Raw genomic sequence first — 12,788 nt, forward strand, 5'->3', positions numbered from 1 at the left:
CACCTTCATCGTCGGCGTCCCGCACACCGGGCACGGCACCGCGACACCCCGGGTACGGGCCGTGACCACGACCGCGTCCCCGCCGTCCGTAACACCCTCGATCACCACCCCCGACAGCCCGGAAAACACCGTGGCGACAAGCGAGTTGACATCCATCACAAGATCATGATCGCTGATGGCTACCCGCCGTCACCACCGACTACGGGCCAGACCCGTTAAATTGACACACCCGATGCACAAAGCAGCTGACAGGACAGAACTGAGTGCACGTGGCGCGCAAGCACGAGACGCCTTGGAAGACTTCCTGAAACTCGCAGCGTCTGACGTGCGGTAGCAACGCGGGAGCTCCGGATCTCTCCGGGGCTCCCAGGTGATGTGCCCCGGGTCTGGTGGAGTCACCTTGCTGGGCAGATGATGCTCCAGATACTCAAGGAGGCTCCATTGCCACGCAGTTACCCGCCCGAATTCCGGCGCAAGGTGCTCGGTCTCGTCGACGCCGGTCGGCCGATCCGGAAGATCCGGCAGGTCACGCTCGGTCACTGAATCAGGGCGACGACTGCTGCCTCGATGGGGTCGATGTCCGGATCACCCTCATCTGAGGTGTCGACTTCAACGACGGCATCGGCTCCACCCGGCGGATCGAAGATCGACCGCTTCATCTCGCCTCGCTGGAACTGGGATGAGAGCTGTCGGTCGACTGCCCCGCCTTCGGCCGCCCGGGCGCGGGGGCGCTCGTCGATGACCGGTTCGCGGGCGACGACGTGAACAGCGAGCACTCGCGCGTCACACGCGAGTAGCGCATCCAGCAGCTGGTGCGACAGCACGGAGGACTCCACGACGAAGCTCACTCCTGAGGAGGCGAGCAGCCGGGCTGCGTCGGCCATCACGGCCTCGGCGCGGAGGCTCAAAGGACCGCCGGCGATGTGGAAGTCCGGGTCGAGCTGAACACCGCCGTCCTTGGCGACGGAAGCGGAGGACAGCCCGAGACCGGCCTTGATCTCGTCCCGGGTCAGGAACGGCACACCGAGGCGGCGCGCCGTCGCGCAGGCAACGGTGGTCTTCCCGGCCCCCGGGACCCGCATACGGCGACCACCACCGGCCGTTCCCACCTCGACATCCGCCGATCCTGCCGGATCTTGACCGTGCTGTCCACGAGCCGATCGTGGTCGGACGAGCAGCCTTCAGCGACCGCACCGCCCGTGGTTCGCGTCGAGGGAGCCCGAGGCACGGTCCCGTGGCCGTGTCGCTCTCGTGCCAGAACGGACGGGGACCCACGGGGAACCGGGTCCGCGGGGAGCCGGGTGCGGTCGGCCGGTGGTCATCGCCGGCTCCTCCGGCTTCCTGGCTCCCCGCGACCCGGCGCGGCGTTCAGTACTGCTCGGTCTCCACGAAACCCGTGCTCGCGTTGTCGTCCGCGTCGAAGGCAGCGGCGGTGGGGTCGAATCCGGGCGGGGAGTCCTTGAGGGCGAGCCCCATCCCCGCCAGCTTCGCCTTGACCTCGTCGATGGACTTCGCACCGAAGTTGCGGATGTCCAGCAGGTCCGCCTCGGAACGCGCCAGGAGCTCACCCACCGAGTGGACGCCCTCACGCTTGAGGCAGTTGTACGACCGAACGGTGAGCTCGAGCTCCTCGATCGGCAGCGCCATGTCGGCGGCCAGGGCGGCGTCCGTCGGGGACGGGCCCATGTCGATGCCCTCGGCGTCGATGTTCAGCTCGCGGGCGAGACCGAACAGCTCCACCAGGGTCTTGCCCGCGGAGGCCACGGCGTCCCGCGGACGCATCGCCTGCTTGGTCTCGACGTCGACGATCAGCTTGTCGAAGTCGGTGCGCTGCTCGACACGCGTGGCCTCGACCTTGTACGTGACCTTCAGCACCGGCGAGTAGATCGAGTCGACCGGGATACGGCCGATCTCCTGGCCCACCTGCTTGTTCTGCACGGCGGAGACGTAGCCGCGACCGCGCTCGACGGTCAGCTCCATCTCCAGCTTGCCCTTGCCGTTGAGCGTGGCGAGGACGAGGTCGGGGTTGTGCACCTCGACACCGGCCGGCGGCGCGATGTCGGCGGCGGCGGCCAGACCCGGGCCCTGCTTGCGCAGGTACATCACCACGGGCTCGTCGTGCTCGGAGGAGACGACCAGCTGCTTGATGTTGAGGATCAGGTCGGTGACGTCCTCCTTGACGCCCGGCACGGTGGTGAACTCGTGCAGGACGCCGTCGATGCGGATGGACGTGACCGCCGCACCCGGGATCGAGGAGAGGAGCGTACGGCGCAGGGAGTTGCCGAGGGTGTAGCCGAAGCCCGGCTCCAGCGGCTCGATCACGAACCGGGAGCGGAACTCGTCGACGACCTCTTCGGTCAGTGACGGACGCTGAGCAATCAGCACGAGGTATGGCCTCCAGTGTGTGGCGCCCGCTATGTGACGCCGTAGACACTACGAAGAGTACGGGCGGTTCGGCCGCCTATGAAGCAGAACCGCCCGACCCCTCCCGTCTGTCTGCCTGCCGACCGGTGGGCAGGCCGGCAGGCTCAGCTCTTGCTGGAGTGGAGTCCAATGATCAGCCGCTCCTGCCCCGAGAGCCTGCCACCAGCGCAGTTCGTGTGTGCATACTGGAGGCGATGACAAAGTCAGCTGCACCGAAGCGTCATTTGCCTACCAGCCCCTTCAAGGCCCCGGTCACGCCGGCTCCCAAGCACTTCGCCGTGGGCGACCAGGTCACACACGACATGTACGGCCTCGGCCGGGTGATCGGCGTCGAGGACGGAATCGCGGTGCTCGTGGATTTCGGCTCGGCGCAGATGCGGATCCTGAGCCCGTACGCCAAGATGACCAAGCTGTAGGACCGCTGGTAGGACCGCTGTGCCCGGTCACGGCACGCCAGGCCCCTTCGGGGACCTGTAACGAAAGGGAGACCTCCCATCGATCTGACGTCGCTGTTCTCCGCCCTGGAAGGGCAACCCCGCTGTGCCACCGCAGCGTCGCCGCCTCCGACGACGAACCCCTTCCAGGCCCCGGACTTCGGGGAAGACGAGACCTTCCTGCTCGAGGAGGTACAGGAGCCCGCCTCGGGCATGCGTGCCGCGCGGCCCAAGGCGGCTTAGCTCCCACGAGTGCGGTGGTCTCGACAGTCGGCCGCGGGCCGTCTCCGGCGCTGCGGTGGAGTATCCGTCCAGGTCGGCCCCGGTAAACGGGAGCCTGTGACTGTCGGCGGCAGCCGTGCGCAGCCTGTCGGCCGAGGTGATCGCTACGGCTGGCCCGTCACCGTCCTTCCCTTGGACGGTCCTCGGCGGGGCGTCGCACGGTTGATCGAAGACAGGTGGGAGTCGGTGATGCGGGTGCCGCTGCGCGCTCCTTCCGGAGGGCCGAAGCGGTGCTTGCCCTCAGTGGGATGCGGCGGTCACGCGCTGCGGCGGCGCAGGGTGAGCCATGTGCGCCTTGACGCCTTGCCGGGCTCCTCCGTGGCCCGTAGCTCGACCAGGTCGGGGAACCGGGCGCGCAGCTCCGACTCGAGGCGGGAGTGGAGGGTGAACCCGGCGGCCGGGCAGTGCGTGCAGGTTCCCGCCATCCGCACCTCCGCGCGCCGGTCGCGGGCGGAGACGATCGTCACCTCGCCGCCGTGGGAGCGGATGTAGTCGCCGGCGGATCCGTCCAGGACGTCCTGCAGTGCGGCGCGCAGCATGTCGTCCTCGGTGACCACGTCGGCCGGCCGCCACCGCTGAGGGTGCCGCAGTGCGGCGCTGAGCGCGTCGCGCACCCGCGCTCCGGTGCCGGACCAGTTCTGGCCGTCGGCGAGCCGGATCACCACGGCCTGTGTCTCCACCTCGATGGAGACGACGTCTTCGGAGTGGAGCATTTTCCCGAGTTCGTCCGGTGCCTCGGCGATCTCCCCGACGACCGGCAGCGTGCCGGCGGGAATCACCCAGCGGACGGCCTGCGGGTCGGCCGTGGCCTCGGGGTGCATGGGGACGACGGTCATGCCAGCAGTCCTACGAGGGTGTGCGTCAGGAAGGCCATGGTCCAGGCCAGTACGAACATGTAGCCGAAGGCGACCGCGGGCCATCTCCACGAGCCGGTCTCACGGCGCATGACCCCGATGGTCGACATGCACTGCAGCGCGTAGAGGAAGAAGACCAGCAGGGCGGCCGTCGTGGCCGGGGTGAAGAGCTTCTCCCCCTGGTGCGGCCCGTCGGTGTAGGTCATGTGTGTCAGGGCCTCGGCCGGCTGCTCGGGATTCTGGGCCGCGGCGACCTGGCCGAGGGTGGCGACGAACACCTCGCGGGCGGACAGCGATCCCAGCACACCGACGTTGATCCGCCAGTCGAAGCCGAGGGGTGCGAAGACGGGTTCGATGGCGTGACCGATGTCGGCGGCGTAGCTGTGGTCGACCGCATAGGCCGAGACCGCGGTCCGGTCGGTCGGGTCGACTCCGGCGGAGCGCAGTTGCGCGTCACTGTGCATGGGCAGGCTGAGCAGCAGCCACAGCACGACGGTGACGAGCAGGATGATCCGGCCGACCTTGTGCAGGAAGCCCTTGCAGGCGCTCCAGATGGCGTCGGCCACCGACCGCAGCCGCGGCAGCCGGTAGGACGGCATCTCCATGTAGAACGGCAGCACCGGCCCACCCCGGCTGCTGAACCGTTTGAAGACCCAGGCCGTCGCCATGGCCGAGAGCGCACCGACGAGGTACAGGGTGAACATGACGATGCCCTGGGCACCGAAGGGACCGACCCTGGTGTCCGGGCTCACCAGCAGGCCGGTCAGCAGCACATAGACCGTCAGGCGCGCCGAGCAGGTCATCAGCGGCGCGCCCATCATGGTCGCGAAGCGGTCCTTGGCCGACGGCAGGGAGCGGGTGGCCATGATGCCCGGGATGGCGCAGGCGAGGGAGGAGAGCAGGGCGACGAACGCCCGGCCCTCCAGCCCGGCCTTGGCCATGAGCCGGTCCATCAGGAATGCCGCGCGGGAGAGGTAGCCGCTGCCCTCCAGCAGCGCGATCATGAGGAACAGCAGGGCGATCTGCGGGAGGAAGACCAGTACGCCGCCCACGCCGCCGATCAGGGCGTTGCCGAGGAAGCCGGAGACCAACGGGTTCGAGACGTGCTCGGTGACCAGCGTGCCGAGCCGGTCGAAGAGGCTCTGCACCGCCTCCTGCAGCGGTGCCGCGACGGTGAAGATGATCTGGAAGAACGCGAACATGGTCGCGAAGAAGATGAGCGTGCCCCACAGCGGGTGCAGCAGCACGGCGTCGATGCGCCGCGTGCGGCGATCGATCTCGGGCACCTCGTAGTCCGCGCTCTGCAGCAGCGACTCCACCCAGGCCCGCCGCTGCGAGGGGTCGGTGGGCGGCGGGACGACCGGCCGCTCCCAGGCGGCCTGGTCGAGCAGCATGGACTGCAACTGCGCCAGGTCGTTGCGTGACCCGCTGGTCACCGCGACGACCGGCACGCCCAGCGCACGGCGGAGGGCCGGGACGTCGAGGGTGCCGCCGCGGCGGGCCAGCTCGTCGCGGAAGGTGAGCACCACGCAGATCGGCAGGCCGGTCTGCATGACCTGGGCGAGCAGCCCGAGGGAACGACGCAGCGTCGTCGCGTCGATCGTGACGAGAATGCCGTCAGGTGTGCCGATGCCCGGGTTGTCCGGGTCGAGCGCATCGGCGACGACCTGCTCGTCCGGGCTGATCGGGTCGAGGCTGTAGGTGCCGGGCAGGTCCTCGATGACCACTTCGTGCTCGCCGACACGCGCTGTCCCCTCATAGCGCGCGACGGTCACTCCGGGGTAGTTGCCGGTCTTGGTCCGCAGACCGGTCAGGGCGTTGAAGAGCGTGCTCTTGCCCGAGTTCGGGCTGCCGACCAGAGCCAGACGGGTCTTGCCGGTGACTGTCCGGGCCACCGGGCCGCAGTGCGCGCTCACGCGATGCGCCGTACGTGGATGCCAGCGGCCTGCGCTTTGCGCAGTGCCACCTCGTACTCCACGACCTGGAAGACGACAGGGTCACCGAGCGGCGCCCTCCGCAGCACGGTGACCTCCGCGCCGGGGGCGAACCCCAGGTCGAACAGTCGTCGCGCGGTGCTCGGCTCGACCGACTCGTCGATGTCGATCACCTGGCCGCTCATCCCGGGTCGCAGGTCGGCCAGCCGTGCAGCCGGCACGGAATCCACCGGCGCGGAATCCACCGGCACGGACGGACCGCTCTTCCGGCGCGCATCCCCTTGCACTGAGCCCATCGACATCCTCAACCACGGAATCACCTGAGTAACTAAGGGAAGGCTAACCTTTTGTCCCGATAACAGCAATATCGGGTCCGTCCCACTGCCGGATCCCGGGGAAGGCCGCGGATCTGCGGGAGCCCAAGCCGATGCCGCATGTGATCACTCATACTCGTGCAGCAACTCTTCGATCTTGCGGTCGGCGATCTCCTGCCGCCCGTCGACGCACTTGGCGCAGCGGCCCTCGAGCCTCAGAGCGCCCACCAGCAGAACAGCCGGAGCCCCGCCGATCGCGCCCGGTCGGCCAGTCCGCCGAGCTGGACCAGCGCTTCCAGCGCGGTCTCGGGGGCGACTCCGAACTGCCGCAGTTCATCGGTTTCGGCCCAACGCCCAGCGACGTCGGTCAGGGACGTGTGCGATGCCGACGCCAGCGCCTCCTGCAGGCTGTCGGAAACACTGAGGACGAACGCGCTCTCGGCTTCCGGAGACGACAGCAACTGTCCGGAGCGAGGTCGCTCCGAGGCCTCTTCGTCCGTGCACCCGGTGAGGATCGCCTCCAGGCAGGCCATCACCACCACCGGATCGAACCCTTTGAGCGGGACCACATCGAACGCGGACCGGTGGGGGCCGCCGGGCTGGTCCAGCACTCGGACGGCGGCATCGTCGTCGGAGGCCGAGAAGTACTCGCACATGACCACGAGGCGATCGTCGCACGCAGAGCCAGCCGCAGAGCCGGCGGAACGACACGCCGACGCCTTGGCAGGGAGTTCACCCCCCCGTCCCCGACGGGGCCATCGAGCGGCTGGGCTGGATGACCGGTGCGTTGAATGACTCACTGGGCAGGGCCAAGTCTGGTGGGCGGCCATTCCTGAGCCGACCCTGGGCCATTCCCGGGCCAGCCCTGGGCCGTCCCTTTCTCCGAGCGGGTCGGCTTCGTCAACGGGCAGGGCAGGACCGGGCCGGGCAACGCCCTCAGGGTGGCCGCCGTTCCTTTGGTCCTCGCCGGTGGGCGGCCGGTGGGGGCTAGAGGAGGCCGAGGTCGCCGAGTTCCTTGTGCAGGTCCGCGCGCGGGGTGTCGGCGCGTGCCTGTGGGGCCTCGGTGTCGCCGTCGGAGCGGGTGGTTCCGGCGGCCCGTGAACGCCGCCGGTCCCGGAAGAGCCAGGCTCCGGCCAGACCGCCGATCAGCCCTCCGAGGTGTCCGAGCCAGCTCACCCCCGGCGTCCCGGGCACGGCGACGGTGAGCATGTAGGCGAAGGAGGCCGCCATGACGATACCGATCAGCGTGTCGATCAGGTGCCGGTCGAACAGTCCGCGGACCACGACGTAGCCGAAGTAGCCGAAGACCAGGCCGCTGGCGCCCACCGTCTCCACGCCACCCCGTTCCAGGAACCACACCGTGAGCCCGCTGGTCACCGCGACGAGCAGACTCACCCCCAGGAAGCGGACCACGCCTCGGTAGGCGGCAAGGAACCCGAAGACGAACAGCGGGCCGGAGTTGCTTTCGATGTGCGCCCAACTCCAGTGCAGAAAAGGCGCGGTGAGGATGCCGGGCAGCGCGCCGAGGTCGCCGGACACCACCCCGTAGTCCCGCGAAAGGACGTAGTCGCTCGCGTAGTTGGCCAGCTGCGCCAGCCAGACCAGCACAAGGAACCCGAACATCACGAAGAACGCCTTCCGCGCCTCCGCGATCATCTGCTCCGGGTCGACCGGCCTCCCGACGGCTCGGTTCTGACGTGACCTGCCCATGTGCCGTTCCCCTCCCCCTGCGGATCCGTATCGACGCCACCGCGCACTCTATGCACCTGCCCCGGCCAGGGACATCCGCAGGAGCACCCGAGCCGGACCGGCCGGTACTGTCACGTCCGTGCTGCGGTCGCCCGGCTCCGTCCGGGCCGGTCGTTGCCGGAGAGGAGTGTCACCTGAGGTGCGCCGCTGCGGGGGTGTGCGGTGATGTGCGCCTCTACGCGGTAGACCTCGGCCAGCAGGGCAGGGGTGAGGACGTCCCGCGGGGTGCCGTGGGCGACCACGCGGCCGGTCTCCAGGACGCAGAGCCGGTCGCAGAACGACGCGGCGAGGTTGAGGTCGTGCAGGGCGACGACGGCGGTGACGCCGAGCCGGCGGACGAGGCGGAGCGCGTCGAGCTGGTGGCGCAGGTCGAGGTGGTTGGTCGGTTCGTCCAGCACCATCGTCCCCGCCCGCTGGGCGAGCGCGCGGGCGATCAGCACGCGCTGCTTCTCCCCGCCCGACAGCCGGTCGAAGGGCACGTCGGCGAGGCCGGCGACGTCGAGTTCCGTCAGCGCGGCCGTGACGACGGCGCGGTCGTCGGCGTCGTCGCCCGCGAAGGGGCGCTTGTGCGGGGTGCGGCCCATGGCCACCACCTCGTACACGGTGAGCTCGAAGTCCCCGGCGTGCTCCTGCAGGACGGCCGCCAGGTGCCGGGCCAGGCGCTTGCCGGGCATCCGCCAGACGTCCGCGCCGTTCAGCAGGATCCTGCCCGAAGTGGGGCGCAGTGCGCGGTAGACGGTGCGTAGGAGGGTGGACTTGCCGGCGCCGTTCGGGCCGACGAGGCCGACCACTTCTCCGGGGGACACCGTCAAGGAGACCCGGTTCACCAGAGGTCTGCCGTCGACGGTCACCGAGACGTCATCGATGTCCAGGGTTCCGGGTTCTGTTGTCCCGGGTCCTGTTGTTCCGGGTTCTCTTGTCCCGGGTCCTGTTTCAGGGTGGCCGGCCGTCATCGCGCCCTCCTTCGCATCAGCCAGAGGAAGAACGGCCCGCCGGTCAGGGCGGTGAGGATGCCGACGGGGATCTCCTCGGGGCTCATCAGCGTGCGCGCGGCCAGATCGGCGGCGATCAGGAAGGCCGCGCCCAGCAGCGCGGCGGCCGGGAGCGCACGGCGGTGGTCGGCGCCCACCAGCAGCCGTACGACGTGCGGAAGGATCAGGCCGACGAAGCCGATCTGGCCGCTGACCGCGACGATCGTGCCGATCACCAGCGCGACCAGGGTGAACAGCGCGGCCCGGAAGCGGTGGACGTCCAGGCCCAGGGCGGCCGCGGTCTCCTCCCCGGCCAGCAGCAGGTTCAGCGGACGGCACACGCCGAGCAGGACCGCCGTGCCGAGCAGGACCGCGCCGGCGGGGATCCACACCATCGTCCACGTGGTGCCGGCCAGTCCGCCGAGCATCCAGCGCAGCGCCGACTGCGTCTTGTGCGGATCATTGGAGGTGACCACGAGGAAGCTGGTCACCGCCGACAGCACCTCGGCCGTGGCCACGCCCGCCAGTACCAGCCGCAGCGTGGTCATCCGTCCGCCGGAACGGGCCAGGAAGTACACCGCGACCAGGGCGGCCAACGCGCCGCAGAACGCCGCCAGCGGCAGTGAGAGGGCGCCGAACAGCGTCATGTGGAAGACCAGGACCAGCACCGCGCCGACGCTCGCCCCGGACGACACCCCCAGCAGCATCGGATCGGCGAGCGGGTTGCGCACCAGCGCCTGCAGGGCCATCCCGGCCACCGACAGTCCCGCGCCCACCACCGCGCACAGCACCACCCTCGGCAGCCGTACGTCGGTGACGATCGTCTCGCGCACCGGGGACCACGTAGGTTCGGCCAGGGCGGGGTGGACCTGGTGGAGCAGGATGCCCCACACCTCCCCCGCCGGGATGTCGACCGAACCGGCCGCGATCCCGAACGTCGCCGCCACCGCCACCAGGGCGCCGAGTCCCGCCAGCACCAGGGCGTAGGGGAGCCTGCGGCGACGGTCGGCGGCTCTCGGAGCCCCGGCCGGGGAGCCTGTTGGAGAGCCGCCGGCCGTCTCGGCCGGGGCGGCCGTCTCCGTCACGTCGGTCACCGGAAGCGGTCCGGGTGGAGCTGGCGGGCCAGCGACTCCACGGCCGCCGGCACCCGCACGCCCAGCACGGTGGACGACAGCGGCAGCACCGCGAACCGCTTGCTCCTGATCGCGGGCACGTCCTTCAGCGCCGGGTGGGCGAGCAGGAACCTCTTCTTCTCCTCGACGCTCTGGTCGCCGTAGTCGTAGATGACGACGGCCTCGGGCGCCCGCTCGGCCACCTGCTCGAACGACACGTCACCGAACGCCTTGTCGACGTCGGCGAAGAGGTTCACCCCGCCGGCCCGCTCGATCATGTCGTTGCCGATGCCCGCGCCCCCGGCGGTGAAGGCGGTCCTGTCGCCGCTGTCGTAGACGAAGAGCTTCACCGGCTCGACGCCGTCGAGCTTCTCCCCGACCTCGTCCAGCGTGGCGTGCAGCCGCTTCAGCTGCCGTTCGGCCTGCTCGGGAACGCCGAAGACCTTGGCGACCTCGTGGACCTCCCGGTCCATCGTCGCCATCGTCACCGGCCCCGAGGGGCACTCCTCGATGTTGAGGCGGGTGTTGATCCCGGCCCGGGTGAGAGCGTCGCGGGAGCGGCCCTCCTTCTCGTCGAAGGCGGAACTCCAGCCGCCGTAGACGAAGTCGGGCTCGGCCGTCAGCAGCGTCTCGTAGGACGGATACTCCTTCGCCAGCAGCTCGATCTTCTTGTAGGCGGCCTGGTACTCGGGAAGGATCCCGTTGTCGGGGTAGGCCGTGCCGACCATCGACTTCTCCAGCCCGAGCGCCAGCATCACCTCGGTCGCGTGCTGGTTCAGCGACACCGCGCGCCGCGGTGGGCGCTGGTACGTCGTGGTCACCCCGCAGTTGGACAGGGTGACCGGGAAGCCTTCCGCCGCGCCGGCGTCGGTGTCGGCGCCGGAGCCGGAGCCGGCGTTCTGGTGGGCGCTTCCGCCGCAGCCGGCGATCAGCAGGGCCGAGGCCGTGGCCAGCAACAGGGACAGTGGGCGTCTGCCCGTCGTCATGGGGTGGTTCCTCTCACCGGCGTGTCCGGAGTGGTCACCGGACAGGGTGGACGGTCGTCGAGACGTGCCGCGGCCGGGTGTCGGGGTCGCACGAACCGTCACCGACCCCCGACCGCAGCGGCGGGAACGGCCGGAGCGTCACAACTCGCCGCGGGACGACGGCCCGGACGAAGTGCGCCGTCGTGGCGGGGTAAAGACGTACAGATCGAGGATTTCCGGCTGTCGGGCGACACCGGGACCGCCCGCCCGGATCCAGGCGGCGACGTCCTCGGTCGCGGCCGGGTCGTTGACCACCGAGCCACACCGGCTGGGCACCGGCGGCCCGCCCGGCGGCGGACGGCTGAACGACGATCACATTGGCCTGGTCGCACACGTCCAGGCACGTCGAGACGCGTACGGGCGCTTCCTCACCGAGACGCGCGGTCTGTGCCGCGTGGTCGGTGGCGGTCACCTTGGAACTGCCGCAGCAGCAGTCCCGGCACACGACGATCCGGCAGGGCGCCGCATCGACCGGCCCTTTGACCGGCTCGCTCACCGCTTCGTCGGCTGTCCTCCCGGCCGGCCTCCCAGGCATGCCGCACCACTCTCCTCTCCGGGGAAATCCGCCCCGGTTGACGTCGAGGAGGCGACCGCGTGAGTCTCCTGGCTCTCGGGTCCAAGCTTGTCCCGCCTTCCCACCCACCTTGGGGCAGTGGCCAGTTGGGGATTCGCTCGCCGATCACAGTGGCGGGACCGCGCCGGATTCACACCGGCTTCCTCGTTCCGCCGTCGCCTTGTCGCCCGACATCATCGCATCCGGGGCAAAGTGCCGTCACCAGCGCGTCGTACCCTCCGCTCTCAGGGACCAGGTCAGACACAGGGAGGAAGAACAGGTAGGGCCCGCCGGCCGCCCGGCGCGTCCCGCGTTCGTCGGCATGGGCCGGTCCGGGCACTCCGACACGTCCGCCCGCGCGGACGAGATCCTGCGGGAGACAGGGTTCGGCGAGTGATCGTGGTGGGAACGGCCCCATCGCCGCCCTACTCGTCCACCTCGCCCACCAGGGCAGGCCTGCCGGACGCGCCGGACGCGCCGCCGTCCGCCATCAGCGCCGACCCATCCTGCCTGCGCCGCCAACGGTTCGCCAGTCACCGGATCCGGTCGGGGGATTCCTCCCCGGGAGTTGCCGGTCCGATTGCAGCCGAGGAGTCGTCACCTTAGCTTCAAACCGTCGGATTTCTTCCGATGAGCCTACATAGCTCCTTATGTCGGCTTTCCCTCGCAGCATCGAACGGAGCATCCATGTCGGTGATGACCGGCCCCCCTCCCCTGCAGCAGCCCGGCCAGCAGATCGGCGCCCCGCAGGGTCCGATCGCGCAGATCGTCCAGCAGACCATCCAGCAGGCGTGTCAGCAGGCTAGCCAGCAGATCGCGCAGCGCATGCAGGAGCAGCTCCAGCAGATCCAGCAGGTCCAGCAGCAGCTCCAGCAGCAGGGCATGTCCCACCAGGCGCACCCGTACCTGGCCATCGCGCTGCACAGCGCGCCTCGTGCCCGTACATGCTCAGGATCGACTGGCTGTGACCGGCCGACGTCCAGCCGGTGAGCAGGTCCACCGCTCCCTCGGGCTCCGTAACTCCTTGACTTGAGCGGTGTGTCGAGCGTGTGGTGGGGACTCAGCCCTTGCCGGCCATCGAGCGGACGAAGAAGCGCAGGTTCGCCGGCTTCTCCGCGAGCCGCCTCATGAAGTAG

11 protein-coding genes, 2 pseudogenes and 1 riboswitch are annotated in these 12,788 nt (G+C 69.8%); of the genes and pseudogenes, 1 reads left to right on the plus strand and 12 read right to left on the minus strand.

The window, feature by feature from the left end; all coding sequences use genetic code 11:
- Window positions 1–536: 536 nt before the first annotated feature.
- Window positions 537–1,082: an AAA family ATPase gene (locus C1I97_RS18400; protein WP_111004303.1), complete on the minus strand. Its 546-nt coding sequence runs from the start codon at window positions 1,080–1,082 to the stop codon at window positions 537–539.
- Window positions 1,083–1,368: 286 nt separating this feature from the next.
- The gene (locus C1I97_RS18405) at window positions 1,369–2,385 is read right to left on the minus strand and encodes a DNA-directed RNA polymerase subunit alpha (protein ID WP_111004304.1); all 1,017 of its coding nucleotides are present in this window, start codon (window positions 2,383–2,385) and stop codon (window positions 1,369–1,371) included.
- Window positions 2,386–2,618: 233 nt separating this feature from the next.
- On the opposite strand from C1I97_RS18405, the gene C1I97_RS18410 reads away from it, so the two are divergent.
- Complete coding sequence (locus C1I97_RS18410) at window positions 2,619–2,840, plus strand: hypothetical protein (protein ID WP_111004305.1); 222 nt, start codon at window positions 2,619–2,621, stop codon at window positions 2,838–2,840.
- 557 nt (window positions 2,841–3,397) lie between these two features.
- Here C1I97_RS18410 and C1I97_RS18420 read toward each other — a convergent pair.
- From C1I97_RS18420 to C1I97_RS41555, 10 genes and pseudogenes are all read right to left on the minus strand, one after another.
- A complete protein-coding gene (locus C1I97_RS18420) occupies window positions 3,398–3,976 on the minus strand; it encodes a NifU family protein (protein WP_181446785.1) in 579 nt (192 codons plus the stop codon).
- Window positions 3,973–5,910 (minus strand): ferrous iron transporter B, encoded by a 1,938-nt coding sequence (gene feoB, locus C1I97_RS18425; RefSeq protein ID WP_111004307.1) that lies wholly within the window; start codon window positions 5,908–5,910, stop codon window positions 3,973–3,975. The genes C1I97_RS18420 and feoB overlap by 4 nt, the downstream gene beginning before the upstream one ends.
- Window positions 5,907–6,149, minus strand: a complete 243-nt coding sequence (locus C1I97_RS18430) for a FeoA family protein (RefSeq protein WP_220040838.1) — start codon at window positions 6,147–6,149, stop codon at window positions 5,907–5,909. Before C1I97_RS18430 ends, feoB begins: the two co-directional genes overlap by 4 nt.
- A 308-nt stretch (window positions 6,150–6,457) precedes the next feature.
- A complete protein-coding gene (locus C1I97_RS18435; RefSeq protein ID WP_258382624.1) occupies window positions 6,458–6,853 on the minus strand; it encodes a hypothetical protein in 396 nt (131 codons plus the stop codon).
- A 376-nt stretch (window positions 6,854–7,229) separates the two neighbouring features.
- A complete protein-coding gene (locus C1I97_RS18440; RefSeq protein ID WP_111004310.1) occupies window positions 7,230–7,952 on the minus strand; it encodes a rhomboid family intramembrane serine protease in 723 nt (240 codons plus the stop codon).
- Window positions 7,953–8,062: 110 nt separating this feature from the next.
- Complete coding sequence (locus C1I97_RS18445) at window positions 8,063–8,968, minus strand: ABC transporter ATP-binding protein (RefSeq protein ID WP_441349125.1); 906 nt, start codon at window positions 8,966–8,968, stop codon at window positions 8,063–8,065.
- The gene (locus C1I97_RS18450; RefSeq protein ID WP_111004315.1) at window positions 8,941–10,047 is read right to left on the minus strand and encodes a FecCD family ABC transporter permease; all 1,107 of its coding nucleotides are present in this window, start codon (window positions 10,045–10,047) and stop codon (window positions 8,941–8,943) included. The genes C1I97_RS18445 and C1I97_RS18450 overlap by 28 nt, the downstream gene beginning before the upstream one ends.
- A gap of 5 nt (window positions 10,048–10,052) precedes the next feature.
- Window positions 10,053–11,060 (minus strand): ABC transporter substrate-binding protein, encoded by a 1,008-nt coding sequence (locus C1I97_RS18455; RefSeq protein WP_111004312.1) that lies wholly within the window; start codon window positions 11,058–11,060, stop codon window positions 10,053–10,055.
- A 138-nt stretch (window positions 11,061–11,198) separates the two neighbouring features.
- A pseudogene (locus C1I97_RS41550) lies at window positions 11,199–11,634 on the minus strand ((2Fe-2S) ferredoxin domain-containing protein).
- Window positions 11,635–11,675: 41 nt separating this feature from the next.
- Window positions 11,676–11,864: riboswitch (cobalamin riboswitch) on the minus strand.
- Window positions 11,865–12,583: 719 nt separating this feature from the next.
- A pseudogene (locus tag C1I97_RS41555) lies at window positions 12,584–12,661 on the minus strand (HAD family hydrolase); the annotation flags it as partial.
- Between the last annotated feature and the right edge of the window lie 127 nt (window positions 12,662–12,788).

This window comes from Streptomyces sp. NTH33 (assembly GCF_003236365.1).
GTDB lineage: Bacteria > Actinomycetota > Actinomycetes > Streptomycetales > Streptomycetaceae > Streptomyces.

Excerpts from the sequence above, each read along its gene's own strand:
- C1I97_RS18400 (WP_111004303.1), bottom strand. The coding sequence starts at position 1,082 with ATGCGGGTCCCGGGGGCCGGGAAGACCACCGTTGCCTGCGCGACGGCG.
- C1I97_RS18410 (WP_111004305.1), top strand. The coding sequence starts at position 2,619 with ATGACAAAGTCAGCTGCACCGAAGCGTCATTTGCCTACCAGCCCCTTC.
- C1I97_RS18420 (WP_181446785.1), bottom strand. The coding sequence starts at position 3,976 with ATGACCGTCGTCCCCATGCACCCCGAGGCCACGGCCGACCCGCAGGCC.
- C1I97_RS18440 (WP_111004310.1), bottom strand. The coding sequence starts at position 7,952 with ATGGGCAGGTCACGTCAGAACCGAGCCGTCGGGAGGCCGGTCGACCCG.
- C1I97_RS18455 (WP_111004312.1), bottom strand. The coding sequence starts at position 11,060 with ATGACGACGGGCAGACGCCCACTGTCCCTGTTGCTGGCCACGGCCTCG.